The following is a 25,923-nucleotide window of genomic DNA, read 5'->3' as shown; positions in this document are numbered from 1 at the left end:
ACAAGACCACAACCGAACCGGAACCCACCCCCGGCACCGTTGAGCCCATGTCCACCAACGAGGCCGCGCAGCCCGGCCTGCGGGCGGGGCCGCGGGAGTGGCTCGGCCTCGCTGTGCTCACGCTGCCCCTGCTGGTGCTGGCCCTCGACGTCAGCGTGCTGTTCCTCGCCGCGCCGCACCTGGGCACAGACCTGCGGCCGACCAGTACCGAACTGCTGTGGATCCTGGACGTCTACGGTTTCCTGATCGCGGGTTTCCTGGTCACCATGGGCACGGTCGGTGACCGGATCGGGCGGCGGAAACTGCTGGTCATCGGCGCGATCGCGTTCGCACTGGCGTCGGCGCTGGCGGCCTACTCGACGTCACCGGTGATGCTGATCATCGCCCGCGCGGCCCTCGGTGTGGCGGGGGCGACACTGATGCCGTCCACGCTTGCCCTGATCAGCACCATGTTCCAGGACCCGAGGCAACGCGGGTTCGCGATCGGCATCTGGATGACGACGTTCTCGGCGGGGATCTCGATCGGCCCGATCGTCGGCGGGGCGTTGCTGGAGAGCTTCTGGTGGGGGTCGGTGTTCCTGATCGCCGTGCCGGTGATGGCGCTGCTGGTGATCGTGGCCCCGATGCTGCTGCCGGAGTCCCGCGACCCGGACGCGGGGAAGCTGGACCTGTTGAGCGTCCTGTTGTCGTTGGTGACGATCCTGTCGATCATCTACGGCCTGAAGGAGATCGCAGCGGGCCACAGTGGATGGTTGCCGTACGCGGCAGTGGTAATCGGTGCCGTGGTCGGCGTGGCGTTCACCCGTAGGCAGATGCGGCTCGCCAACCCGATGATCGACCTGCGGCTGTTCAAGACCCGTGCCTTCTCGGCGGCGTTGGCGTTGCTGTTGCTGGGAATCACGGCCATCAACGGCGTGAACTTCCTCTTCCCGCAGTTCCTGCAGTCGGTGCTGGGTCTGTCACCGATGACAGCAGGGCTGTGGATGATTCCCCTCGCACTGGCGGCGGTGGTCGGCTCCCTCACCGCGCCCCTGCTGGCCCGCAGGATCCGGCCCGCCTTCGTCATCGCGGGCGGAGCGGTGATCTCAGTGGTCGGCTTCCTGCTGATCACCCAGGTCGACGCGGTGTCCGGAGCAGGACTCCTGATGGTGGCAGGCGTGGTGACCATCACCGGCCTGAGCCCGATGGGCGTACTGACAACCGACATGGTGATCGGCACAGCACCAGCCGAGAAGGCAGGCGCGGCGGCGGCGTTGTCGGAAACCAGCGGCGAACTGGGCGTGGGCCTCGGCGTGGCGGTGATGGGAACAGTGGCGACGGCCATCTACCGCGCGGAGATGACCGAGCACCCGACGCAGGCGGCAAGGGAAGGCCTCAACGGCGCGGTCGCGGCGGCCAAGGACCTCCCACTCGACCAGGCGACAGCCCTGCTCGAACCGGCACGGGAGGCGTTCACCACCGGCCTGAACGTCGTGGGCCTGGTCGGCGCCATGCTCCTGGTAGCACTCGCGGTGCTGTCGGCAAGTCTTCTCCGGCACCTTCCCCCGGTGGGTGCGGAGAACGGGACGGCGGAGGACTCGCAGGCCATGATCCGCTGATTGGCCGACCAGTCCGACGCCAACGGATGCCTCGCCGGGCACCCCAGTCCCCGGCGAGGCATCTCATCACCACAGGGCACGGATCAGGGCGAGGGACTCCGCCGGGCTCGCGGCTCGCCGAGTGACATCGCAGAGCGCGCGCCTGACCTTGCCGGTCTGCTCGGGGTCCTGGCTTTCCACCAAGCCGAACACCGACTCGGCGAACGCGCAGTCCGGCTCGTCGGGGTCGTCGAACGACAGCAAGGACACCGAACCGGCAAGGCCGGTGTGCGCCACGACCTGGATGGTGACGTTCGGCAGCTCTGCCACCTCGGCCAGCCTGGCCAACTGCTCGCGATCAACCCCTTGCCGCAACACGGATTCGTGGATCAACGCGTGGAATTCCAACCGTGGCTCGGCGGTGAGACGTTCCTGCTGCCGCCTGCGGAACGCGACTGTGTTCCGGTTCGCGGTGGTCATGCCCGCGTATGCCTCCGTCTGCAGGAGCGTGGGAATCCGGCCGAGCTGGAACTCGATCTTGCGACTGGCCTCGTCCTCCATCCGGGCGCACCGAACGTCCTCACCATCGAACTCCCACCACCACGGCCGCTTCGAAGCCAGCTCCCACTGTTCGACATAGGGCCCGTAATCGCAACTGGGCACCCCGTAGGCGTCCAGCAGGATGACGAGTTCGTGGTAGGTGGGCAACTGACGGCGTTCGAGCCTGCCGAGCTTCTTGGTTTCAATGTGCGCCCGCTCACCCGCTTCCGCCTGGGTCAGCCTGTTCTGCTCGCGCAGCTTCTTGAGCATCCGTTGCAGCTTGCGGGCGTGGTAGTTCAGTATCGGACGAGCAGAGCTGGATGACGGCATGATGTCGTGCTTCATTTCTCTTGTGGACAGTGATAAACCAGTTCTCCTGCTGACAACTTCGGGTGGTCCACGGATGGGCTGTACTCGCGTTGCCGCGCTATCCATCGAGTTGTCGACAACTGAGCGGTCGTTCATAGGGTGTTCTTGAACAGTTGGGCAGCCCAGCGACGGACGCACCCACGCCGCCGATGCCGCCCAGACCCGCGTGACGTGCCTGGCCGGTTCACTGCGCACATGACTCGGCGCACCCCCAGACACTCTCCACATGTCGAATGAGGCGGCTCGACCATCGCCGCAGCCAACACCAGCGAGCCACACAACACGAAGAAATGGCCAGTCCTCCGGGCGACACCTGCGCAATGCTCGTCGTCAGACACCAAGTGCTCTGTGCCGTCCACGCCCGTCAACCGCAGCAGCCGAAGACGAACCAACGGTGAACGCACATACTGCATCGCCGCCGCCAAGTGGATACCTCCCTGAGAAGACTGCACGGACGATGTGGTCATCGCCGCGACCATGGATCACCAACAGCGCGTGGTGGGGTCATCTCGGCTCATTTGACGGTCGTACGCGGACGCTCAGTCCGCTGGCGAGTCACGGGGAGACGTGCTGGTGTTGAGGACCAAGACGGCGGCGCCCGGTCAGCCGTTACTCTGGGTACCGCACCTGCGACACGTGAAGACCACGGACGGAGCGAGATGTCGACGCGCGACGGGACGGCCCGAGGTGGCCCATCCGCGCCTCAGACCGCGTTGAAAGCCTTGCTGAAAGACAAACACCTCAGGAGCTATCGTCGGTTCAGGCACGCATACCAAGAGGCGGCTCGAACGCTGGACAGGAGTGCGGCGGGCACGTATCCCAGCGAAGCGACGTACAAGCGGTGGTTGACCGGCCAGGTGAAGGTACTACCTCGCGAAGAACACTGCGCGGTACTGGAAGCGATGTTTCCCGGATGGACGACCGCCGACTTGCTCAAACCGCGCGCCCCACAGCGCGATAACTCTCCGATGACCGTGTCGAAACGTGTATCGATCAACCAATCCGCATCGCCTGAAAGCGCCTCGAAAGGCAACGCGACCGAGTACGCCACTTCCCTTATTCGCAACTTCGGTCTTCGTTACGCACCGTGCCTCAAAGAGGCAGTGTCCACTCTCGAACTTTTCATCGAGCTCGACTCGTCCAGAGAATCAACCTCCATACGCGACAAACCCTCCGAAGATGCGTCCAACGCAGCAGCACTCGAATGGCTTGTAGGACGAACAGATGCCGACGCGTACGAGCCGGAGCCGAGTGGTGCCGCGCTGCGCGACGACGAAGTTCAGGAGATTATCACAACAACCGCAGCGTTCGATCAGCTCGATCGCCGTGTGGGCGGTGGCTTCAGCCGAAACCTTGCGGTTGAATATCTACAAGATCGAGTCATACCAAGGGCGCACCGTTCATGCAGGCCAGACCTTCGCAGAGAATTTTTTCAGGCAGCCTCGGTCCTCTGCGAGCTGATTGGCTACATGGCATTCGACACAGAAAGACATAGCCTTGCGCAAGGGTATTTCATTCAGGCGCTGCGCTTTGCGAAGGAAGCAGGGAATTCCGCCTATGGCGCATACGTTCTCGCAAGCCTGAGTAACCAAGCCATGTACGTCAACAACACTCCACAGGCGCTACGCATGGCGCGGGCAGCAAGAGAAGGATACAAAGGATCGCTGGTCCCGGCCGTACCGACAGAAGCAGCCTTTCTCGAAGCGACAGCGCACTCCATCATGGGCGACAAGTCCAGTTGCATGCGGTCGTTGCGCGAAGCGGAGAATTCTTTCAACCGAACCGAGAGCGAACCGCCTTACTGGGCGACCCATTGGAGCTCCGGCATTTTCGCCAGCTTCATGGGTGGTTGCTGGCTGAACCTCGGAGACGCACGCACGGCGCGTCCATACCTGGAGTCCGCTTGGCAAGAACTGGATAACCAGACACGGAGGACAGTTTTTTCAGCTGGCCAGCTAACTAGATTGAACCTACTGGAAGGAAACTTGGAAGAGGCCGCATCCTACGCCGTACAGGCAGCCCACGCGGCCAGGAATGCCAAGTCGCAACGCTCCATCAAAGTAATCCGAGAGCTCGAGAACGCACTCGAAGTGCACAAGTCGCATTCGTGTGTACGAGATTTCACCGAACTAGCCGCAATGGCTCTCAAAAACTGAGGTACGTGTGCAATTCGCCGACCACAGCAAGATCAGCGGTGACCGTACGCTGTTCGAACGGGATCTCCAAGTCGAGGGTTCACCGGAGGAGGAGTTCAACCCGGGCATCGCAGGCAAACTACCTCGCAAGAACGTGGCGAGTGGTGCGTTGATCCGTGACACGCGAGGCCGGATCCTGTTCGTCGTACCCACCTACAAGCCCTTCCTCGAGATCCCCGGCGGCCTGACCGAGGACGACGAATCACCACTGGCCGCGTGCCGGCGCGAGGTCGACGAGGAACTCGGCATACGAATCGAGGTCACCAAGCTGCTGCTTATCGACTGGATGCCTACACAGGGAGTCTGGCGTGACAGCGTCCAACTGATCTTCGACGGCGGAGTCCTGACCGACGAACAAGTCGACACCATCCGCCTCGGGCACGGCGAAATTGGCAACGTCGAGTTCCTGTCACCGGAAGAGTGCGCACCTCACCTGCGGCCATCGATGGCCAGACGAGTAAAGCTCGCACACGACGCACTCTCGAACGACATGCCGGTCTACGCGGAATTCGGCAGACAGGTATGACAACTGATTGGCGGCCGGATGCCTGGCAGTGACCTCTGACCATGCCGACCGCGCCGTTGCCCGTTTCGAAGCCGCGCCCGACGAGCAACGGAATCTCGGCTCTGAGCGAATGGCGCGGCTGCAGCAGGTGCGTGCCCGTCTTGCACTCGGCCAGTTGGAGGGGGCCTCCGACGCCTTGGCGCCTGTGCTCGATATCGCACCGGCCGTATCACTGATCGACCTGAACCGGGACAACAAGGCATACGAGTGGACGGACATCGCCACGGTTCGACTGGGAACGCGTTGACATGTCGGAATGACGGTGACACCCGTGCCGTGCTGGATGCCGCCGCCACCACCATCGGCCTGGATGCCCGCAGCGCCGAGGAGATCCGCCTTGGCGAGAACGCGATCTACCGCCTGCCTGGCAAAGGGTCGCCCGTATCGCGCGAACTGGACAAGAAGCGGCCGTGCGCAAGGAAATCGGTGTAGCACGCTGGCTGGAGGACCGCCACGTCTCGGCCGTCCGGATCGTGCGTGACATCGACCAGCCGGTGATCGTCGGCGGACGACCCGTTTCGTTCTGGCATGAACTGCCCGAGCATCGGCACGGTGCGACGACCGACGTCGCCATCGCGATACGAGAGCTGCACACGCTCCTACCACCGGACTTCGCACTGCCTGACCTCGCGCCATTCGTGCGCTTGCGCGAACGAATCGACGCGTCCACGACCGTCGCTGAGGAGGATCGTGCTTGGATGCGGCAGAAGGTCACGGAGCTCGAGACCGCATACGCGGAACTGCCACCTGGACTCCCGCGTTCGGTGGTACACGGCGACGCGTGGAGTGGCAACGTCATCCGCACGGTCAACGGAGACGTCGTGCTCCTCGACTTCGAACGCTGCTCGATCGGGCGAATTCATCCGCTAGACGGTGGACGCACAGCGTGTCTCCCTGCGGCCTCGACGGCGGCGAGTTGAGCTCCGCACGCGTTCCGGATCTCGAATTCGAGTTGGTGATCCGTCCGGCCCCGGCCTGTTCCCCACTCGTCTGCAAGATCGAATATCCGGCCGAGTGGAAGGTCGACGACACCGTCGGCGTAGCTGGACCGGGTGACGATCTCATAGACCTTGTCGAGAACCCAGCGCTCAGTGGCGCGGTTGTCGGCGTGCATGCGGGCCAGTTCGGTGAACGCCACCGTCGCCGCGGCCACCTCCGGATCCGGGATCGGTTCAGCGCAGTCGGCCAGCGCAGCGGGCAGTATGTCGTGTACCTCGTGTGAGTCTGTGCCACTGAGACCGGCCAAAGTCCTGAGGCTGTCCCCGTCATGGCCCTGGACGATCCAGTGCGCGGCCCAGAGCGGGAGTCGTTCGGCAGGAATGATGTCCAGCGCCACCCAGGCGGCGACCAGCTTCGGCGAGGGGACCTCGTCGGACTCGGGTGTCGGCCAATCGCGCATGACTGCATGATGCCTTGCTGGTTCGGCCGGACCAGCGCAACCTCAGCATGGCCCTACCAGCCCGAATCGGACATAACGCGTGTACCCCGCTTGATCACGTCACAGCATGTGAGCGCGTACGTTGTGGATATGGCAGAACGGCGTGCACGCAAGACGAACGAGGGTGTGGTCACCCGGGTGGAACAGCTCACCCCGCACATGACGCGGGTCGTGCTCGGCGGCGAGGGCCTGGCGGGGCTCCCGGCCGACCAGTTCACCGACCACTACATCAAGATCCTCTTCCCCCAGCCGGGGGTGAGTTATCCCGAGCCGTTCGACGTCGGTGTCATCCGGGAGACGATGCCGCGGGAGGCCTGGCCGATGGTGCGGACGTACACCATCCGGCGCTGGCTGCCGGAGGTTCCGGAGATGTGGGTCGACTTCGTGGTCCACGGGGACAGCGGCGTGGCGGGCCCGTGGGCGGCCCAGGCCAAGCCCGGTGACGTCGTCCGCTTCAACGGTCCCGGTGGCGGCTACGCGCCGGACGCGCAGGCGGACTGGCATCTGCTGGCGGGTGACGAGAGCGCGCTGCCCGCCATCGGGGCGGCGCTGGAGGGCATGCCCTCCGGCGCGGTGGTCAAGGCGTTCATCGAGGTCGCCGACGAGGATGAGGTTCAGAAGCTCGACACGCCCGCCGAGGCGGAGATCACCTGGTTGCCCCGGGGTGGCGAGGGCGTGGGCCGGAAACTCGTCGACGCGGTGCGCGGCATGGAATTCCCGGCAGGCACGGTGCAGGCGTTCGTGCACGGCGAGGCGACCTTCGTGAAGGAACTGCGGCGCTACCTGCGGGTCGAGCAGGAAGTCCCGATGTCGCAGCTGTCGATCTCGGGTTACTGGCGGCTCGGCATGAACGAGGACGGCTGGCAGTCCAGCAAGACCGAGTGGAACAAGCAGATCGAGGCCGAACAGGGTTCCTGACTCCGACTTGCGCCGCTCACCTGCCGCGGACCAGGCTACCGGGGTGTCGGTCGACCTCGTCCTGCTGTCGCGGGTGTCCTACCGCGGCCAGGAGATCACCGGGCCGCGGATGCGCAATCTGCTCGCCCTGCTGGCCACGGACCTGCGCACCGGTTGCAGCGCGGCGCACCTCGTGCGGGAGCTCTGGTGGGACGAGCGGCCCGCGAACCCGTCGAAAGCGTTGCAGATCCTGGTCTCCCGGGCGCGTTCCCAGCTGGGGCCGGGCCTGATCACCAGCACGGCCAACGGCTATCGCCTGTCGCTCGCCGAAAGCCAGGTGGACGCGGCCGCTGTCCTGCTGGCCGGGTCGACGAGCGCGCAACTGCTGCGCGACGGGGATCACGCGGCCGCGCTCGACCAGGCCGAGGCTGGTCTCGCGCACTGGGCGGACGCGGAGCCGGACGAGCCCGAACCGTCCGATCCGCTGTCGGCGCTGCGTGTGGAGCGCACAGTCGTCTACCGGTCGTTGGTGCGGACGCGTGCGCTGGCCCTGTCACGGCTGGGCGCGTACGCGGATGCCGTCGACCCGCTTGCCGAGGTGTTCCGCGACCGGCCTCAGGACGAAGAGGTGCTCCTGGAGTTGCTGCGCTGCGAGGCGTCGACGGGAGGCTCATCGGTCGCGCTCACGCGGTACGACGCCTACCGGCGGGCGTTGCGGGACGAACTGGGCACGGATCCTGGCCATGCGCTGCAGGAGATGTACCAGCGGTTGCTCGACGGGTCCGCGCCAGTTGTCCGGTCTGGTGTCCCGCATGAGCCGAACACCTTGCTCGGGCGCGACGACGACATCGCCGCGGTGACGAAGATGACGCGTTCGTCGCGGGTCACGTCCATCGTGGGCACCGGTGGCCTCGGTAAGACGCGGCTCGCGTACACCGTCAGCCGTCAAGCGGAACAGCACACTGTGCACCTCGTGCCGTTGGCGGGCATCACGTCCGACGACGGCGTCGTCGGGGCCGTGGCGTCGGCGTTGGGTGTCGGTGACGTCCAACTCTCCCCCGTCGCCGGGATCGTCGGTGCGCTGGACCGTGGTCCGGTGCTGTTGGTGCTGGACAACTGCGAGCAGGTGGTACGCGGTGTGGCGGACCTCGTCCAGACCCTGATCTCGATGACGAGGGACCTGCGGGTGCTCACGACCAGCCGGGCACCGCTGGGCCTGTCGTCGGAGTCGGTGTACCTGTTGCCCGAGTTGAGCGTTCCGGCCAGTGTGGAGCTGTTCACCCACCGTGCCAAGGCGTCCCGGCCCGCCGTGGAGCTGCCTGTCGACGTGGTGCGGGACATCTGCCGGGCGTTGGAGGGTCTGCCGCTGGCCATCGAACTGGCGGCGGCACGGGTGCGGGTCATGTCGGTGCGGGACATCGCCGCTCGGTTGACCGATCGGTTCGCCCTGTTGCGTGGTGGGGCACGGGACGCGCCGGAACGGCACCGCGCGCTGCACGCCGTGATCGACTGGAGCTGGAACCTGCTCGACGCACAGGGCCAGGCGGCGATGCGGACGTTGTCGATCTTCCCGGGTGGTTTCACCGCCGAGGCCGCCGCCCACGTGCTCGGCACCGACGACGCGTGGGACATCCTCACGCAGCTCACCGACCAGTCCCTGCTCAAGGTCACCGACACCCCGTCCGGGGCCCGGTCGCACATGCTGGAGACGGTCCGCGAGTTCAGCGCCGCGCAGCGGGACGCCGCCCAGGCCGAGGAGGTGATCTCGCGGCTGCTGGCGTGGGCAGGCGATTTCGGTGTGGCGCACTACGGCTCCGTGTTCGGCGACGACCCGATTCCGGCCGCCCGGCTGATTCGGGCCGAAGTGGACAATCTGGTACTCGCCCTGCGGCACGGGCTCGACCGCGACGACGGGATGAGTGTCGCGGCCATCGCGGCGGCTCTCGCCTGCCTGTGGCTGATGGAGTCGAACTTCGCGCGGTTGACGGGACTGACCGAGCAGACCGGTCGGCTGTTGTCGCACCTGCGGCCGGATTCCGGGCACGTCGAGGCGCTCCGGACGACCGCTGTTCTGTCCACGATGAACACTTACTTCGCACACGGTCCCCGTGCGACACGGTCTCTCGCCGTGCTGCGCCGCCTGCCGCTCGGCCCACCCGACACCATCATGCGTGCCGCGCACCACATACTGCTGGCGTCGACACCCTTGTCCGCACGGGACAGTCATGTGCCGATCGTGGCGTACATCGCCAGCGCGGCCGAGTCCTTCCAACGCCACAACAACAGCGACCTGCCCGGTGCGCTGGCCGCTGCCGAACGGATGCTGACGGTGGCGGCGACGCTGAGCAGCCCGCTGCTGAAGGCCTTCGCGCACTCGCGGATCGGCGAGTTGTACCTGGAGACCGACCGGGGCGATCTGGCGCGCAGGCACCTGGCCGCCACGATGCCGATCATCTCCGAACTCGGCGCCGCGTCGAACATGCTGCGGGTGCGGTGGGCCCTGGCCATGGCGAACCTGCAGGCCGGTGATCTGGACCAGGCCGAACGCTGGGTGGACGAAGCGGTCCAGCCCGGCGACGACGCGATCGCCCTCGGCCTGCGGGCGGAGGTCATGCTCGGTCGTGGCCAGATCGAGGCGGGTCTGCGCGCGTGGCGCCGGGTGACCGAGCAACTGCGGCCCCAGGAGGATCTGGTGATCGGCATCGACCAGACCGCGCGGGAGTGGTGGACGCTGGAGGCGCAGTCCGTCACCGTCGTCGCCCACGCCCGGCACGGCCGTCTCGACCTGGTGCGTGATCTCGCCGAGCCGTTGCCGTCCGTGCTCGTGGACGCCATGACCACTCGTCCGTCCACAGTGCACTTCCCGGTGTACGGGACGGTGTTGCTGGCCATCGCGGCGGCGGACATCGCCGACGGACACCCGGCAGCCGGGCTGGTCGCGTTGGCCGAGCGGTTCCGGTTCGCCCGGGGATACCAGCCGACGATGTCCCCCGCGCTGGCCCGGGACATGGCCGAACAAGCGGATCGAGCGGCGTACGCCGACGCACGGTCGGAGTACGCCGCTCTGGATGCCGACGGGCTGCTCGCCGCGGCCTTGGCGGCGCTGCGGAACAGGACTAAGCGGCAGGATCGCGCCTGAACAGCGCCCGCGCCCAGAGATAGCCGCCCAGCGCCATCACCAGGCACCAGATGACCGCCAGTATCCCGTTGTTCCCGACCGGTGTGCCGATCAGCAGGCCCCGCAGCGTCTCGATGATCGGCGTGAACGGCTGGTTGTCGGTGAACCAGCGCACCCCGGCGGGCATCGAGCCGGTCGGCGCGAACGCGCTGCTGATGAACGGCAGGAACACCAAGGGGAACGTGGCGAAGCTCGCGCCTTCGACGGTCTTGGCGGCCAGTCCGAACGCGACGGTCAGCCACGCGGTGCCGAACGCCATCAGCACCACCAGCCCGGCCACCCCGAGCCACTCGGCGAACCCGGCTTCAGGACTGAAACCCATGAGCAGCAGCACACCGATGACCAGCGCGACACACACCACCGTTCTGATCACGCTGCCCACCACGTGCCCGGTCAGCACGGCGGCACGGCTGATGGCCATCGTGCGGAACCGCGCGATGATGCCTTCGGACATGTCGTTGGCCACGCCGACAGCAGTGGACGCGACGCTGTACCCCATCGTCAGCACGAGGCCGCCGGGTCCGATGTAGTCGACGTACTGGCCGCCCGCGCTGAACGCGCCGCCGAGGATGTACACGAACACCAGGATCAGGATGATCGGCACGAGCAACGACCCGAACAGGGTCGACGGGTTGCGCAACGTGTGCCGCAGGTTGCGGCCGAGCATGATCCCCGAGTCGTTCAGGGCATGTGCGAAAGTCACCCCGGAAAACGTCACCGGGCCACCTCCTCGACGGGACGGCCGGTGAGAGCCAGGAAGACGTCGTCGAGGTCCGGCGTGTGCACCGACAGGGCGTCGATCTCGATCGCGGCGGCGTCCAGCCGGTCGAGCAGGTCACGCAATGCCCGGACGTCACCGGCGCCCGGCACTTCCAGGGCGAGTGCGTCCTCGTGCACGCGGGCCGCGCCGAGCACCGACCGCGCGGCCCGCAGGCGTGCGCTGTCGGCGAACTGCAGCCGGATGTGCCCACCGGGCACGCGGCGTTTGAGCTCGGCCGCAGTGCCGTCCGCGACGATCCTGCCTTGGTCGAGCACCACGATCCGGTCGGCGAGCCGGTCGGCCTCCTCCAGGTACTGGGTGGTCAGGAAGATCGTCACGCCCCCGACCGCGAGTTCGCGGATGCGGTCCCACATCGCCCGGCGGCTGCGGGGATCCAGGCCGGTGGTCGGCTCGTCCAGGAAGATCACCTTCGGGCTGCCGACCAGCGTCATCGCCAGGTCGAGCCGTCGCCGCATCCCGCCGGAGTACGTGCTCGCCGGTTTTCCGGCCGCGTCGGCCAGGTCGAACTGGTCGAGCAGTCCGGCGACGCGCCGGTCGCGGTGCCGCCGGTCCAGCCGCAGCAGCCCGGCCATCATGGCCAGGTTCTCCGCGCCGGTCAGCAGGTTGTCCACCGCGGAGAACTGGCCGGTCACGCCGATGGCCGCGCGTACCGCGTCCGGTCGCGTGGCCAGGTCGTGCCCCGCGACGCTGACCGTCCCGCTGTCCGGGCGGATCAATGTGGACAGAATGCGTACGGTCGTCGTCTTGCCCGCGCCGTTCGGGCCGAGCATCGAGAAAATCGTCCCCTCGGCGATGTCCAGGTCGATCCCGTCGAGCACAACCTTGTCGCCGAACGACTTCCGCAGCCCAGCAGCCGCGATCATCGCCCCTCCTCTCGTCGTCACACCGGCGAGAGTTCCCGTGCCGGGATTTGCGGTGGTTTCATGCCGGTTTCGCCGCGCTGGGTAGGCTGTCCGGTATGAAACCGGAGCACGAGCCGCACACGTGTGACGCGTCTCTTGCCCGCGCGTTCGACTTCCTCGGCAAGCGGTGGAACGGCGTGCTGCTGGGCACCCTCGTCGGCCGACCGGCGACTTTCTCCGAGCTCAAACGCGCGATCGTCGGGATCAGCGATTCGATGCTGTCGGATCGGCTCGGCGAACTCCGCGGTGCCGGTCTCGTTCTGCGGACGGTCGACGAAGGCCCGCCGGTCGCCGTGACCTACCAGCTCACCTCCGCCGGCCTCGCCCTGGTCCCGGCGCTGCGCGAACTGGCCTCCTGGGCAGCCGACAACCTGCCCGCCTGACCTCTTGCACCCAGTGGGCCTGCTGATACGCTGTCCCAGGCACTCGTTTTTTCGAAGTAGCTAACCAGATGACGTAGCTCACCCAATGACGACGGGGGCACATCACATGCGTATCGGTTTCTGCCTTCCGCAGATCGGTGCGGTTGCCGAGCAGGCCACGGAACTCGCCCGGTTCTCGCGCGAAGCGGAAGCACTGGGCGCCGCCAGCCTCTGGGTCGGCGACCGCCTGCTCTCCCCGGTCGACCCCCAGATCGGCTATCCACCCGGTGTCGGCACCACCCTGCCCGAGCAGTTCCACCGGATCCTCGACCCGTTCGCCGCCCTCACCGTCGCGGCCACCGCCACCGAGCACGTCCGGCTGGGTACCCACGTGCTCAACGCACCCTGGTACCCGCCCGCCATCCTCGCGCGGTCCCTCACCACGATCGACCTGGTCAGCCGGGGACGGCTGATCGCGGGTCTCGGCGCGGGCTGGATGCCCGAGGAGTTCGAGGCCGTCGGCGTCAAGATGGCGGAGCGCGGCCGCCGCCTCGATGAAAGCCTGCTGGCGCTGGAGCAGCTGTGGACCAAGGACGTGGCCGAGTTCCACGGCGAGTACTGGACGGTGCCTGCCACGAACGCCGCGCTCAAACCCGCCCAGCGGCCGCGACCACCGGTCTACATCGGCGGCTGGGCTCCGGCCGCGTTGCGCCGGGTCGCCGAACACGGTGACGGCTGGCTGCCGGCGACGCGTCCGACCGGCGACGTCGATCCGGCCGTGTTCACCGGTCCGTTCACCGAGATCCAGCGGATCGCCGAACAACAGGGCCGCGACCCGGCCGAGGTGGACATGATCCTGCGCGTCAACTCCGAACCCGGCACGACCGTCGACGACTTCGTCGCAGCCATCCGGCAGATCAGGGAGAAGACGGAGATCCAGCACGTCGTCGTGGACACGCTGTTCATCGCCAAGGACGTCGACCACGTGCTGGAGATGGTCGGCTCGGTGCTCGAACGCGCCTGACGGGTTTACCCGGTCCGGTGGCGGGAAGGCCAAGGAGAGGCTGTTCCCGCACCGGACGGAGGCGTGACATGAAAGCGGTGACCTGGCACGGCAGGCGAGATGTCCGAGTGGACACCGTGCCGGATCCGGTGATCAAAGAACCCACCGATGTGATCATCCGAGTCACCTCCAGCGGTATCTGCGGCTCCGACCTGCACCTGTACGAGGTGATGGGTCCGTTCATGGGCGAAGGCGACATCCTCGGCCACGAACCCATGGGCATCGTGGAGGAGGTCGGCGCCGACGTCACCGCCGTCAAGGCGGGCGATCGCGTGGTGGTGCCGTTCAACATCTCGTGCGGAACCTGTTTCATGTGTGAACAAGGCCTGCAGTCCCAATGCGAGACGACGCAGGTCAAGGAACACGGCATGGGCGCGGCGCTGTTCGGCTACACCAAGCTGTACGGGCAGGTCCCCGGCGGCCAGGCCGAGTATCTGCGGGTGCCGTTCGGCAACACACTGCCCATCAAGGTGCCGGAAGGACCGGCTGACGACCGGTTCGTGTACCTGTCCGACGTCCTGCCGACCGCATGGCAGGCGGTGCATTACGCCGCCGTGCCGAAGGACGGGAGTCTGGTAGTACTCGGGTTGGGCCCGATCGGGGACATGGCCACGCGTGTCGCCCGCCACCACGGGATCCGCCAGGTGATCGGCGTCGATCTGGTGCCGGAGCGGTTGCGCCGCGCGCAGGACAACGGGATCGAAACGGTCGACCTGTCCCAACACCAGAACGACATCATCGAAGTCGTGCGGGGCATGACCAGCGGACGCGGCCCGGACGCGGTGATCGACGCGGTGGGCATGGAGGCGCACGGCTCGCCCGTGGCCAAGGTCGCCCAGCAGGTCACCGGTCTGCTGCCGGACGCGGTCGCGGCAAAGCTCATGCAGAAGGCAGGCGTGGACCGGCTCAGCGCGCTGCAACTGGCGATCGGTATGGTCCGGCGCGGCGGCACCATCTCACTGTCCGGTGTGTACGGTGGAATGGCCGACCCGATGCCCATGTTGACCCTGTTCGACAAGCAGATCCAGCTCAGGATGGGCCAGGCCAACGTGTGGCGCTGGGTGCCCGACATTCTGCCACTGCTCACCGACGACGACCCGCTCGGCGTCGACACGTTCGCCACCCACCACCTGCCGCTGTCCGACGCGCCGTCGGCGTATGGAACCTTCCAGCGCAAAGAGTCCGGCATGGTGAAAGTCCTGTTGCGACCGTAATGGAAGGAGGCTCCACAGTGCTGCGAGTGACATCCGAGGCAGGACTCGCGATCAAGACCCTCACCGACCGCAACCAGGCCCCAGCCGATGGCGGCCTGCGCATCGAGACGCTGTCCGAGGAACACGACACCTCCCGGTTCACCGTCTCGCTGGCCGTGGCGCCTGACGAGCAGGACCTGGTCGTCCGCGAGGAGACCACCGGCGCCAGGGTGATGCTCGACTCGTTGACCGCCGAGTACCTGGCCGATTTCGTGCTGGACGTGGACGACACCGTCGAAGGGACGGCTCAGTTCCGGCTCAAGCCGGACTCATGACAGGTTCTCGGCAGCCCAGCGGGCGAGGGAAACCCGGGTGCTCAACCCGAGTTTGGCGTAGCTGTTGCGCAGGTGCGTCTCCACGGTTCGTCCACTGAGGAACAACCGGGCCGCGATGTCCGCGTTGGACAGGCCTTCGCCGAGCAGGCGCACGACGTCGGCTTCCCGTCTGGTCAGGATCCCGTCACGACGACCCGGCCGCAGTCTCAGGCCCAGTGACCGGGCTTGCTGGCGGGCGCGGTTGGCCCAGTGGGCCGCGCCCGCCCCGGTCAGCACGTCGACGATCTCCGGCAGGCGGTCACTCGCCCCGGTCAGCTCCGAGTGTTCGAGCGCGACCTGGGCCGCGAGCACTTTGGCACCCATGGCGTCGAACAGGGCGACGGCGCTGGCCAGTCGCGACGCGTCACCGGTGCGCAACCCGTCGAGCCGGTCGCCGAACGCGGCCATCAGCGGCGGCTGGAACTCGAAGACACGCAGAGCGGCGGCCTGTTTCGCGGCGGGACCGGGATCGCCGGTGTTCAACCCGGCCAGACCGGCGAAAAGGCCGCGCATGGTCACGGCGAACACGTCGCTGTAGGTCCTGGACTCGTCCGACGGGACCTGCGGGGGCGGTTCGTCGAGGTACAGCGCGATCGCCGTCGCGGCAAGGGCGGTCACGTCGATCAACGTCTGGTCCGGCGCGCGGTACAAGCTGTGCGCTTCTTCCAGCGCCGCGGCTGCTTCGCTGAGCTCGCCGCGCTCGGCCAGCAGGAACGCGCGCATCGCATGGATCCGCACCAGGCAACGTGGTGCCCCCGTTTTCCTGGCCGCGACGACACCGGTGTCGACTTCGGCGAGCGCGCCGTCGTAGTCACCCGCGAGGTACAACGCCCCCGACAACGAGTAGTGCTCGAAACAGGCCAGCGAGGGCAGTTCGACGAGAGCGCCCGCCCGCACCGCTTCGCGTGCGCTGTCGACCGCACCGGCGATGTCGCCGTTCAACAGACGCAGAATGCTTGCGTACAACAAGAAGTACTGCAGGTAGAACGGCGACTCGATGTCCGGGTCGCGTGCCGCGTCGAGCGCGACCTCCGCCTGCTCGATCGCCTTTCCGAACTGCTGGTCCATCACGTGCAGGATGGCCTGGCCGAAATGGGTGACGGCACGCGCCGCGACCGGGTGCGTCACCCCGGCCGTCTCGGCCAACTGGGCACTCAACTCCTTCGTGTCGTCGAGCGTGCCGAACCGCATGGTGTAGATGAACTTCTGGATCGCGATCTCGGCCGATTCGAGGCTCACGCCCCGCACGTCGGCGAGCCGGTCACCGCCCGCAGGCACCTCCTGCCGCTCGGCCTCCAGCATGGTGAGCCGGAACCGCAGCAGCGCCAACGATTCCGTCGCACCGTGCCGCTCGGCCAGCCGGACACCCCGAGTCCACGCCGCCGAGGCCGCGTCCGGGTCGCCGAGGCTCATGTGCGCACGGCCGAGTCCTTCCAGCAACCGCGCCGCCCGCTCGGGTTCGGCCAGGTCCATTGCCACGTCGAAATAGCGGATCGCCTCATCGAACGCCCGCACCGCCAGCGCCCGCTCCCCCGCCTCCGCCATCACGGTCACCGCACGCGTGGGATCAGCGACGTCGCCCGCTTCGCGGTAGTGCGGGGCGAGCGCCAGCACATCGTCAGGGTCGATCCGCTCGATGGCCGCGAGCACGGTGGCGTGCAGCTGACGCCGTTCACCGATGGTCATCTCGGCGTACGCGACCTCGGCGTACAACGGGTGCGCCACCTGGTAGGCCATCGTGCGGCCGAGTGCGCGCTCGGCGATCAGCCCGTCGACGATCAGATTCCGCAGCGCCTGCGGGTTGCGGGACAACGACCGCACGACCTCGTCCGTGGTGGCCTCGCCAGCGACCGCGATGATCTCCATGAGCTCCCGCTCGTCGGCACCGAGCTGCCGCAACCGCCCCAGAACGACGTCCCGCACGATGGTCGGCACAGCGGTGTCCGTCGTGATCCCGCCTTGGACGAGCGCGGTGACGAACAACGGCACGCCTTTCGCGCGGCGGGTCACGTCACGCAGGAACATGGGCTCAGGCGCGGAGCCCAACAACGTGTGCGCGATCTCAGCGACATCGGTGTCCGCGAGCGGAGCAAGCTCCAGCTCGGTCCCGGTCCGGCGCACAGTCGTGGCCAGGTCGCCCAGTACGGGATCGGCCTCACCGGGCCGGTACGCCGCGAGGATCAGCACGCCCTCGGTGTTGCGGCCGAGGTAGTGGACCAGCTCGACGGTTCCCCGGTCGGCCCAGTGCAGGTCGTCGACGAAGAACACCGCGGGCGCGAACCGCTCGACCAACCGGGCGACCGCCTCGAACATGTGGGTCCGGTCCAACGCGCTGGTCCCGGTCGGCGCGGAGGCAGGCAGCCTGGGGTCGCCCAGCAGCGTGCCGAGGTGAGCGAGCCCGTCGAACTCGCTCACCTGGGACATCAACGGCCGGACAGCGGCGACGATCGGGGCGTACGCGAGCCCGGCGTGCAACGGGTGGGCCTGCCCGCGCAGCACAGTGATTCCCTGGGCAGCAGCCAGGTCGAGCGCGTGCTGCGCCAACGCCGACTTGCCGATACCCGCCTCACCACGCAGCAAGATCGTTCCACTGGGCCGCTCCAGCGCCCGCGCGAGCACGGCGACCTCCCGATCGCGCCCGATGACCTGGGGTTTCATCAACACCCGAGTCTACTCAGGCATCGCCCGGGCACGAACTGGCGGCCTGCTGCGTCAACCCGGCCCGCTCCCGCCACGCACGCAGCAGCCTCCCGCTGAACGGCAGGCTGAGAGGTCGCCGCGCCATGTCAGGCACCCTCCATGAGTTGCGGTACGACCACGAGCTGGTGATCAGGCTCCGCTAGCTCCTCGAACGGAACAATGCGACAGCCGAGCATCTGCCGGACGAGTCCCACTGCCCGAACCCAACGCACTAGCGGGTCGTCGAATCCGATGGTCCGGTCCTCGACGGCAACCGGCTGTCTCGTGCCGGAGGCGTACACCAGTCCACGGACCCCGATGATCGGGTACTCACGAACCCGGATGACCGCGCCGCCGTCCTTTCGGAGCTTTGGACACAGCCGCATCGAGGTGCTCACGCACGCCCGGCAGACAGGTGGTTCGACGTTGCCCATGCCTTCTGGCCAGTTGGGCCAGTCCTCGCGATAGTCGGGGAGCAGCCACAGCATGCCGTCGTCTGTCCGGTCAGCCGGTTCGCTGCACACTTGGCACAGCAAACGGCGCATGGCGCGTCGTTGCCGCAGGGAGTGGACGTTTCCGAATTCCGGTCGTCCTTCTCTTGGTCGTGAAAGCGTTCGTTGCCAGAGCACCCCATAGGTGTCACGGTCGGCGGCGATCTCGTCGGCGTAGCCGATGCCGTAACCGTGCCGCTCGACAATCGGCATCGGCAGGTTGTTCTCGCTGCTCCATAGGGTGGTGTACGGCACGATCAGGCGTTGATTCGATGACAGTGGGTCAGTTGCCAGGTTGGTACCGGACGGCATGGTTGGTGTCTCCAGGAATGAGTGCCTTGGCGAAAGCCTGGTCGAAGAGCGGCCGACTCGGAACGACCGACCGGCGGTGCGGTGACGTACTGGTGGCGTACTGACTAGCGTTTACGCTGGGTACGGCGCTGCTACCGAGGGATCGTGATGTCGATGGCCACCGTGAATCGATGGACGGGTGTCGAGGTGCACGCACTTCGGCAAGCACTCCGTCTCAGTGTTCGGGACTTCGCGTCCCGTCTCGGTGTCGACCGCCGCTCTGTCAACAAGTGGGACGCACGTGGTTCGAGCATCGTGCTGCTGCCACTGACGCAGTCGATCATGGACACCTGCCTGGCCCAGACTTCGGACGAGGTGAGGACGCGGTTCAACCAGATCATGGCGGCCAGGCAGGCCGAGGGACGCGTAGCGGGTATTCCTGCCGCGAGGAACTCGGCCGACACCGCCGCAGGAGACCCGATGAACCGCAGAACTCTGATCAAATTCGGTCTCGCCAGCACCGTCGCGGGCAGCAGTGCTCACGGCCAGGTTGGCACGAGTGATGTGGGGCGCATCAAACGGACGACGGCCCGTTTGCACGGTTTGGATCAACAGCATGGGGGCGAGACCATCTGGCAGGCGGCGTTGTCATCCGTGAACGAGGCCTACCGGCTGCTCGAACACGGCAGCTACGGCTCGGAAACCGAGACGCAACTGCTGCGTGCCACTGCCCGGCTACAAGTCTGTGCTGGCTGGCTCTGCTTCGACGCTGGTCGTCACGAGCAGGCGCGCACCAGCTACATGGGAGCGTTGATGTTGGCCCGGCCGACAGGTGACGCCGAAGTCGAAACACGGGCGCTGGCGAACCTCGCGTTCCAGAGCAACCTGCTGAGGCAACCGCGGGAAGCGTTGCGGTTTGCCCACGCGGCCGAAGACGCTGCTGCCAGGTTCGCGCGGGAGTTCCCGCGCGTCGCGGCCATTCCACAGCTACGGCTGGCCACTGCCAATTCCTTGACCGGCGACGCCCGAGAGGCAGACCGGGCGATCACATTGGCCCGTAGGGCTCTCGACGATGAGCGCGCCCACAACGCTGCCGAGTGGTGCACGTTCCTGAGCCCGCTTGAAATTGACGCCGTCGAGGCGACCTGCGCTGTCAAGCTGGGTGATCCGACCCGAGCTGAACGTCTCCTGGAGCGCGCCGTGGAGAGTTACAGCGACCGACACGCGCGAAACCGTGCGTTGTACCGAGTGCGGTTGGCACACGCCCGGTTGGAAAGACGGATAGTTGACGGTGCGGCTGAGGCGGCGGAAGCGGCTTTGGACGACCTCGAGTGCGAACTCGACAGCTGGCGTGTCAGCGTTGAGCTGGAGGAGGTTGCTCGGCGCTTGGCCGAGAACGACAAGGTGGCTGGTGTGGCTGCCTTCTTGCACCGCTACGCAGCCATGGACAACTGACCTGTGCCCACGTTTCGATCCAAAGGTGCTTCGATGACTGACGCCTCAACACAGTTGATCACCCGTCGGCATGACGGCAGCGGCATGCATGTGCTGCGGGAAGCGTTGTTGTCGGTGTACCGGGAGGTGTACGCCGACAAGCTGGAGATCCCGTTCTTCACCGTTGATCGGTTCTGGGAGCGGCTGGAGGCGTACGCGTCGCGAGACGGCTTCTTGCTCGTCACCGGTCAGCTGAAGGACGAACTGGTCGGGTACACCTTGGGCTACACACTGCCGCCTGGTGCCCGTTGGTGGCATGGGTTTCGTGGTGACGTCGACCCGCAACTGCTTGAAGAAGACGGCAAGCGGACGTTCGCTGTCAACGAGTTGATGGTGGTGCCTGCCCAGCGGCGACTGGGCTATGCCCGTGCGTTGCACGATGCCTCCTTGGCCGGACGCCCTGAGCAACGGGCGACGCTTCTGGTCCGGCCCGACAACATTCCGGCCAGGACGGCCTATCTCAAGTGGGGCTGGGACAAGTTCGGCGACTTGCAGCCTTTTGATGATGCGCCGATGTACGAGGCTTTGATGCGGACGATTAAGAAATAGAATCTCGCGCCGACCCGAGTGGCGAAAATTTCCCGAGTGGTGGGAGTCGCGGTATGACCGAGCGCGTGTTGTACGTCATCACCTGTGCGACACCAGCGGCGAGGGATGTCGGCAAGCTGGTTGACCTCGCGCAAGGACGTGGCTGGACGGTGTGCGTTGTCGCTACACCACGAGCGTTGAGGTTCATTGATCGAGCCGCACTGGAACAGCAGACCGGCTATCCGGTGCGGTCGGATTACAAGGAGCCTGGGACACCGGATGTCCTGCCGCCTGCCACAGCCATGATCGTAGGCGGCGCCAGTTTCAACACGATCAACAAGTGGGCGGCCGGTATCGCCGACACCCTGGCGCTCGGGCTGATCACCGAGGGGATCGGGCTTGGGCTGCCGTTGGTCGCCCTGCCTTTCCTGAACTCCGCGCAGGCCGCACATCCCGCGTTCGGGCGCAGCGTCAAGGAACTACACGATGTGGGCGTGCGGGTGCTTCTTGGCTCCGAGGGGTACGAGCCGCATATCCCCCATCAAGGCTCGAAGCACTTGCCGAACTATCCATGGGAGTTGGCGCTGGACGCAGTTGAAGTCGGAACCTCGGACGAGAACTGACGAAGCGGGCGCGCAGGCCAAGGCTTCCTACGGCAACGCGTGCGTGGCGAAGAAGTCCTTCCACACCAACGAGCTGATGTCCGGGCCGAGCGGGTCGACGAAATCGGCCTTGCCGCCCTTGGGCCACTTGTGACCGAGGCCCTCGATCAGGTACTTCTCGATCAACGGTGTGCCGCCGCCGCGCGCCGAGTACGTGGTCTTCACGTACGGCCGGTCGCCGTCGTTGACCACACGCGCTGTGGTGTCGGGCACGTCGTCCACGTCGCCGTCCAGCGCCCCGTCGACGACGAGGTCGTCCAGAGCCGCGAAGTGCGTCACGAGCCGTGCGGCGAACAGCGGCGGGACGGTGGCGTCCGCGTCGCCCTGGATCACGCTGACCGGCACCTGTCGTGCCCGGGAACTCAGTTGCGCGTAGGCCTGCTGCGCGGTCACCACCGGCGAGATGTTCTCCGGCCCCGCGGTCAGGACCTTGTCACAGGCGTACTCGCAGCCCGCGAAGATCGCGGCCGACGCGAACATGTCCGGGTACGTGACCGCCAGGATCGATGTCATCGCCGCGCCCGACGACGCGCCGATCACGTGCACGCGTTTGCGGTCCGCGTCGAACTCGTGCACCACCTTGTTGACCATCCCGGTCAGCAGCGACGGCTCGCCCTGGCCGCGCACCTGGTTCTCCGGCTTCTGGAAGTTCCAGCAACCGAGCAGGTTGCGCAGCGGGCTCTGCGACGACGACGACGGGTAGACGACGATGAACCGTTACCTGAAGCTGAGTGAACCTGAGTCCATTGTGCTCAGGCAGCCGACGTGTCACCGCGCCGACGTTGACCCGAAGGGCCTTCCCGTGGCGGTACCCGCTGCGCCGCAAGCGGTCGTCTTACGTGGGTTTCCATCGGGCTGTCACGGCGCAACTCGCCGCCATCACCGCCGGTGATCACGCTGACCAGGCCAGCGAGGTTTCGGGCGGCGTTGAGATCGCGGTCCAGCGCGAATCCACACTGGTCGCAGGCGAACGTGCGTTCGGACAGGCGCAGCTTGGCTTTCACCGCGCCGCAAGCCGAACACGTCTTGGAGCTGGGATACCACCGGTCGGCGATGTGCAGGTGCACCCCGGACCAGGCGGCCTTGTACTCGATCTGCCGACGCAACTCGGCCATGCCGACCCCGGCGACGTGCCGGGCCAGCCGCCGATTCTTGGTCATGCCGGACACATGGAGGTCTTCCATGACGATCGCGCCGAACGTGCGCACCAGGCGGGTCGACAGCTTGTGCAACCCGTCACGGCGAGCGTTCGCGACCGCCGTGTGCAGGCGGCCGATGCGGGCCTGGGTCCTGCGCCACCGCCCCGACGATGCGGTTTTGGTGCGCCGGTCAGGGCCGTGACGGCGGGCGGCTTGGCGTTGCAGGCGGCGCAGTTCCCGCTGGGCGATCTCCAGGTGCTTCGGGTTGGCGATCACCTCGCCAGTGGACAGCATGGCCAGGGACTTCACACCCAGGTCCACGCCCACCGCCGTCTGCGGCCGTGTCGGGGCCGGATCGACGCGGGTGATCTCCACCGAGAACGACACGAACCAGCGGCCACGCCGGTGCGACACGGTGGCCGAGCGGATGCGGGCGGTGTCGTGCTCGACGTGCCGGGCCAGCTTCCGCATCGACTCGTGCGTGCGCACCAATCCGATCCGGGGCAGCTTCACGTGCCTGCGGTCGGTGTCGGACAGGCCGAACGCGCCGGTTGTGAACCGGCACGACAGAACCGCGCGCTTGCCCTTGAACCGGGGAAACCGGATCTTCGGGCCGCGTCGCTTGCTGGTGCGGGAGCCGTCCCAGTTCTTCAGTGCGGTAGCGAGGTTGGCCAGACCCGACGAATAGACTTCCTTCGAGTTCTCGCCCCACCACGGGGCGACCTCGTCCTTGGCCCGGTTCCAGTCCTTGCGCAGGCTGTAGGCCGACCAGGACACCGAGGGGGTGAGCTGGTCCTCGGGGATGTCATAGGACTTCTCCGCGGCGCGTTGGCCCAGGTTGGCCGCGACCCGCGCCAGGCCCCAGTTGAAGGCGAAACGCTGGCCGCCGCAATGTGACCGCAACTCGGCGTCCTGGGCTGGTGTCGGGTCCAGCGCGAACTGATACGCCTGAAGGATCGTACTCACCCGGCGGCCTCGCCGGCGTCGTGTTTGGTCGCAGTGACCGCCCGCATGGCTCGGTTACGTGCGCCGCGCCGCCCGTACAGGTGGGCACACATCGACGTCAGCACCTCCACCATGTCCCGCACGAGATCGTCGGTGGTCTCCGAGGTGTCGACCACCACGATCCGGCGTCCGGTCGCGGCAAGTGCCGCTTGCAGGTGCTCGACACCGAACCGGGCTACCCGGTCCCGGTGCTCCACCACGATCGTCTGGACCTCGGCGTCACGCAGCAGCCGGATCAGCTTGGCGCGTCGCCCGTTCACCCCCGACCCGACCTCGGACACGACCTCGTCCACGCGGATGCCCTGCGTGGCGCACCACGCGGTCACCCGACCAGCCTGCGCTTCCAGGTCGGTGCGCTGGTCATGCGAGGACACCCGGACATACGCGACAGTGCGGCCTGCCGAGACCTCGGGCGGCTCAACCACGATCGTCCCGGACGGCAACCGGCGAGCGGGCACAGGCATCCGGTCCTCCCGGAACCACCGATACGCCGTCTGGGGATGCACCCCGAACGACCGCGCCCATTCAGCCAGCTTCACACGCTCATTAAAACACACGTTCGATCACACATGCTCACAAACCACTAGACGGCTCCGAACCCCTCGCGGTCCGCGATCTCCGAGAACCGGCTGGTGTCCTCCATCGAGTTGAAGGTGTAGCCGGTCATCCGGCAGCCGTGGATCGCCAGCAGCACCGGCATCCCGGGCCGGTACGCCGACGGCAGGTGCACCTGGTACTCGACCAGTCCGGCCTGGTTGGCGAACGACCCCCTGATGTCCCGGCCCGCCGCCGCGGCCTGGCCGACCATGACGGGTAACAAACCCAGCGCCATGAGCAGGGCCACGGCAGCCGTACGAAACCTCATGCGTTTCTCCCCTCGGTCCAATTGAATACTGACGTCGCACGCGGACTGTCGCCATCGGTCACCGGCCCAAGCGTGGTATGCCGTTTCTGTGACCGATCACAGTCGCACCGGATCACCGCCACCCCTCAGGATTGGCGGCAGGGTGTTGTACCAATGGCTTCTCACCGAACGACGGCGCATCGCGCGGCGACTCGTCGAACTCTTCGGTCGCGAGATCGACGCGTACGGCCGGTTGTCCGACGCCGAGTTGATCGACAACATCTCGCTGGCCACCGAGGAGAACCTGCGCGCGATCGCCGAGTCGCTGCGGGACCGGCGGATCCCGCCGACCGAAGTGCTCGTCGGCCCGATCACCGCGTCGGCCGCGCGCCGCGCCGGGGAGGGCATACCGCTCGACGCGGTGATGGCCGCCTACAACCTCGGCATGCTCGAGGTCTGGCGTGAGATGGTCGCGCACGCCGACTCCGGCGACATGGCCGACGTGCTGGCGTTCACCGAACTGGTGCTCGGCTACCTGCAACGGGCCACGACCGCCGTCGCCGCGGCCTACCTGGAGGAACGCCGACGCATCGAGAGCGACGAGCAACAACGGCGGCATACGCTCATCTCCGCGTTGTTGCGCGGCGAGCCGTACGACGACCCCGCCGGGCGGGCCGGTTTCCCCATGCCGTCGCGGTTCCTGGTGTTGCGGGTACGCATGGGCGCGCACGAGGACGAGGCACAACCCGGCATGGCAGCGGCGATGGCCGCGCAGCGCAAGGTCTACCGAGCGTCTCAGCGGCTCGGGCCGTCCGTGCTGTCCCTGCTCGACACCACCGGCGGCATCGTGCTCGTACCCGCCGACGAGCCGGTTGACGGCACCGCGCTGGCCGAGGCGTTGCACGAGGCGACCGACGTGGAAACCACGGTCGCCGGGGTGCTCGCCGAACCGGCCGAGGTCGCCGAGGCCGCCCGGCAGGCCCAGGAGGTGCTCGACCTCGCGGAGGTGTTCGGCCGCAGGCCCGGGTTCCACCGGCTGTCGGACCTGCTGCTGGAGTACCAGCTCACCAGGCCGAGCCCGGCCCGCGCCGAGTTGGCCGCCTTGCTCGCCCCGCTCGACGCGCACCCCGACGTGCTGTCCACTTTGTCGCTTTACCTCCGGCTTGGCCTCAACCGCCGCAGGACGGCGTCCCAACTGCACGTCCACCCGAACACCGTCGACTACCGGCTGCGCCGGACCGTGTCGCTGACCGGTCTGGACCCCGCCGACCCCACGGACCTGCAGAAGATCGGCGCCGCGCTGGTGATCAGGGCATCTTCTCAGTCCCTTCGGACGTAGCCGCCGACGACGGTGCT

The 25,923-nt window shown here is 67.0% G+C and carries 26 protein-coding genes; 16 read left to right on the top strand and 10 right to left on the bottom strand.

Annotation, left to right across the window (positions count from 1 at the left end; translation table 11 throughout):
* Positions 1-47: 47 nt before the first annotated feature.
* On the top strand, positions 48-1,598 hold the full coding sequence (locus tag ALI144C_RS06380) for an MFS transporter (protein ID WP_076986067.1): 1,551 nt from the start codon (positions 48-50) through the stop codon (positions 1,596-1,598).
* Positions 1,599-1,664: 66 nt separating this feature from the next.
* Here ALI144C_RS06380 and ALI144C_RS06375 read toward each other — a convergent pair whose 3' ends face one another.
* Positions 1,665-2,462 carry a helix-turn-helix domain-containing protein gene (locus ALI144C_RS06375; RefSeq protein ID WP_168211185.1) on the bottom strand — a complete coding sequence of 266 codons (798 nt, stop codon included), beginning with the start codon at positions 2,460-2,462 and terminating at the stop codon, positions 1,665-1,667.
* Between the two features lie 869 nt (positions 2,463-3,331).
* Between ALI144C_RS06375 and ALI144C_RS54130 the strand changes: the two genes are divergently transcribed.
* From ALI144C_RS54130 to ALI144C_RS06365, 5 genes are read left to right on the top strand one after another with little or no spacing between them, the layout of a single operon-like run.
* On the top strand, positions 3,332-4,642 hold the full coding sequence (locus tag ALI144C_RS54130) for a hypothetical protein (protein WP_143230453.1): 1,311 nt from the start codon (positions 3,332-3,334) through the stop codon (positions 4,640-4,642).
* A gap of 7 nt (positions 4,643-4,649) precedes the next feature.
* Positions 4,650-5,207: an NUDIX domain-containing protein gene (locus tag ALI144C_RS06370; RefSeq protein ID WP_083752775.1), complete on the top strand. Its 558-nt coding sequence runs from the start codon at positions 4,650-4,652 to the stop codon at positions 5,205-5,207.
* A 7-nt stretch (positions 5,208-5,214) separates the two neighbouring features.
* On the top strand, positions 5,215-5,493 hold the full coding sequence (locus ALI144C_RS54125; protein ID WP_168211184.1) for a hypothetical protein: 279 nt from the start codon (positions 5,215-5,217) through the stop codon (positions 5,491-5,493).
* Positions 5,494-5,522: 29 nt separating this feature from the next.
* A complete protein-coding gene (locus ALI144C_RS55300) occupies positions 5,523-5,678 on the top strand; it encodes a hypothetical protein (RefSeq protein WP_168211183.1) in 156 nt (51 codons plus the stop codon).
* A complete protein-coding gene (locus tag ALI144C_RS06365) occupies positions 5,657-6,166 on the top strand; it encodes a phosphotransferase (RefSeq protein WP_076986066.1) in 510 nt (169 codons plus the stop codon). Before ALI144C_RS55300 ends, ALI144C_RS06365 begins: the two co-directional genes overlap by 22 nt.
* Here the strand turns inward: ALI144C_RS06365 and ALI144C_RS06360 are convergent.
* Positions 6,106-6,645: a hypothetical protein gene (locus ALI144C_RS06360; protein ID WP_076986065.1), complete on the bottom strand. Its 540-nt coding sequence runs from the start codon at positions 6,643-6,645 to the stop codon at positions 6,106-6,108. The genes ALI144C_RS06365 and ALI144C_RS06360 overlap by 61 nt on opposite strands.
* Positions 6,646-6,774: 129 nt before the next feature.
* Between ALI144C_RS06360 and ALI144C_RS06355 the strand changes: the two genes are divergently transcribed.
* The gene (locus ALI144C_RS06355; RefSeq protein WP_076986064.1) at positions 6,775-7,602 is read left to right on the top strand and encodes a siderophore-interacting protein; all 828 of its coding nucleotides are present in this window, start codon (positions 6,775-6,777) and stop codon (positions 7,600-7,602) included.
* Positions 7,603-7,645: 43 nt separating this feature from the next.
* Positions 7,646-10,720, top strand: a complete 3,075-nt coding sequence (locus tag ALI144C_RS06350) for an ATP-binding protein (RefSeq protein WP_076986063.1) — start codon at positions 7,646-7,648, stop codon at positions 10,718-10,720.
* Here ALI144C_RS06350 and ALI144C_RS06345 read toward each other — a convergent pair.
* On the bottom strand, positions 10,698-11,462 hold the full coding sequence (locus ALI144C_RS06345; RefSeq protein ID WP_330359569.1) for an ABC transporter permease: 765 nt from the start codon (positions 11,460-11,462) through the stop codon (positions 10,698-10,700). The genes ALI144C_RS06350 and ALI144C_RS06345 overlap by 23 nt on opposite strands.
* Before the next feature lie 11 nt (positions 11,463-11,473).
* Complete coding sequence (locus ALI144C_RS06340; protein ID WP_143230451.1) at positions 11,474-12,403, bottom strand: ATP-binding cassette domain-containing protein; 930 nt, start codon at positions 12,401-12,403, stop codon at positions 11,474-11,476.
* A gap of 95 nt (positions 12,404-12,498) precedes the next feature.
* On the opposite strand from ALI144C_RS06340, the gene ALI144C_RS06335 reads away from it, so the two are divergent.
* The 4 genes from ALI144C_RS06335 to ALI144C_RS06320 all read left to right on the top strand — a co-directional run bounded on the left by ALI144C_RS06335 (position 12,499) and on the right by ALI144C_RS06320 (position 15,395).
* Positions 12,499-12,825 carry a winged helix-turn-helix transcriptional regulator gene (locus tag ALI144C_RS06335; protein ID WP_076986061.1) on the top strand — a complete coding sequence of 109 codons (327 nt, stop codon included), beginning with the start codon at positions 12,499-12,501 and terminating at the stop codon, positions 12,823-12,825.
* A 106-nt stretch (positions 12,826-12,931) separates the two neighbouring features.
* Positions 12,932-13,828 carry a TIGR03619 family F420-dependent LLM class oxidoreductase gene (locus tag ALI144C_RS06330; protein ID WP_076986060.1) on the top strand — a complete coding sequence of 299 codons (897 nt, stop codon included), beginning with the start codon at positions 12,932-12,934 and terminating at the stop codon, positions 13,826-13,828.
* A 68-nt stretch (positions 13,829-13,896) separates the two neighbouring features.
* Positions 13,897-15,081: a zinc-dependent alcohol dehydrogenase gene (locus ALI144C_RS06325; protein WP_076986059.1), complete on the top strand. Its 1,185-nt coding sequence runs from the start codon at positions 13,897-13,899 to the stop codon at positions 15,079-15,081.
* Between the two features lie 17 nt (positions 15,082-15,098).
* On the top strand, positions 15,099-15,395 hold the full coding sequence (locus ALI144C_RS06320; protein ID WP_076986151.1) for a hypothetical protein: 297 nt from the start codon (positions 15,099-15,101) through the stop codon (positions 15,393-15,395).
* Here the strand turns inward: ALI144C_RS06320 and ALI144C_RS06315 are convergent.
* Positions 15,390-18,092 (bottom strand): ATP-binding protein, encoded by a 2,703-nt coding sequence (locus tag ALI144C_RS06315; protein WP_237774018.1) that lies wholly within the window; start codon positions 18,090-18,092, stop codon positions 15,390-15,392. The genes ALI144C_RS06320 and ALI144C_RS06315 overlap by 6 nt on opposite strands.
* A 128-nt stretch (positions 18,093-18,220) precedes the next feature.
* A complete protein-coding gene (locus tag ALI144C_RS06310; RefSeq protein ID WP_193441155.1) occupies positions 18,221-18,859 on the bottom strand; it encodes a hypothetical protein in 639 nt (212 codons plus the stop codon).
* A gap of 210 nt (positions 18,860-19,069) precedes the next feature.
* Here ALI144C_RS06310 and ALI144C_RS06305 point away from each other — a divergent pair, with 210 nt between their 5' ends.
* Genes ALI144C_RS06305 through ALI144C_RS06295 form a run of 3 tightly spaced genes read left to right on the top strand, consistent with a single transcriptional unit; the run spans position 19,070 to position 21,540 of the window.
* Entirely contained in the window at positions 19,070-20,350 is a 1,281-nt protein-coding gene (locus tag ALI144C_RS06305) for a helix-turn-helix domain-containing protein (protein ID WP_143230449.1), read from the top strand.
* 33 nt (positions 20,351-20,383) lie between these two features.
* Complete coding sequence (locus ALI144C_RS06300) at positions 20,384-20,938, top strand: GNAT family N-acetyltransferase (protein ID WP_083752772.1); 555 nt, start codon at positions 20,384-20,386, stop codon at positions 20,936-20,938.
* Between the two features lie 53 nt (positions 20,939-20,991).
* Positions 20,992-21,540 (top strand): flavoprotein, encoded by a 549-nt coding sequence (locus ALI144C_RS06295; protein ID WP_076986056.1) that lies wholly within the window; start codon positions 20,992-20,994, stop codon positions 21,538-21,540.
* Positions 21,541-21,567: 27 nt separating this feature from the next.
* Here the strand turns inward: ALI144C_RS06295 and ALI144C_RS06290 are convergent, their stop codons facing one another.
* The 4 genes from ALI144C_RS06290 to ALI144C_RS06275 are packed head-to-tail and all read right to left on the bottom strand — an operon-like array spanning position 21,568 to position 24,588.
* On the bottom strand, positions 21,568-22,290 hold the full coding sequence (locus ALI144C_RS06290; RefSeq protein WP_083752771.1) for an extracellular catalytic domain type 1 short-chain-length polyhydroxyalkanoate depolymerase: 723 nt from the start codon (positions 22,288-22,290) through the stop codon (positions 21,568-21,570).
* Positions 22,291-22,331: 41 nt separating this feature from the next.
* Positions 22,332-23,684 carry an IS607 family element RNA-guided endonuclease TnpB gene (gene tnpB / locus ALI144C_RS06285; RefSeq protein WP_202818864.1) on the bottom strand — a complete coding sequence of 451 codons (1,353 nt, stop codon included), beginning with the start codon at positions 23,682-23,684 and terminating at the stop codon, positions 22,332-22,334.
* Positions 23,681-24,262: an IS607 family transposase gene (locus ALI144C_RS06280; RefSeq protein ID WP_076986054.1), complete on the bottom strand. Its 582-nt coding sequence runs from the start codon at positions 24,260-24,262 to the stop codon at positions 23,681-23,683. The genes tnpB and ALI144C_RS06280 overlap by 4 nt, the downstream gene beginning before the upstream one ends.
* Before the next feature lie 44 nt (positions 24,263-24,306).
* Positions 24,307-24,588, bottom strand: a complete 282-nt coding sequence (locus tag ALI144C_RS06275; RefSeq protein ID WP_143230448.1) for a hypothetical protein — start codon at positions 24,586-24,588, stop codon at positions 24,307-24,309.
* A 142-nt stretch (positions 24,589-24,730) separates the two neighbouring features.
* Between ALI144C_RS06275 and ALI144C_RS06270 the strand changes: the two genes are divergently transcribed.
* Entirely contained in the window at positions 24,731-25,906 is a 1,176-nt protein-coding gene (locus ALI144C_RS06270) for a PucR family transcriptional regulator (RefSeq protein WP_083752770.1), read from the top strand.
* Positions 25,907-25,923: the final 17 nt, after the last annotated feature.

Source organism: Actinosynnema sp. ALI-1.44, from assembly GCF_001984155.1.
Lineage (GTDB): Bacteria > Actinomycetota > Actinomycetes > Mycobacteriales > Pseudonocardiaceae > Kibdelosporangium.
The sequence above is the reverse complement of the archived record's forward strand: the minus strand, read 5'-3'. Positions and strand labels throughout refer to the sequence as shown.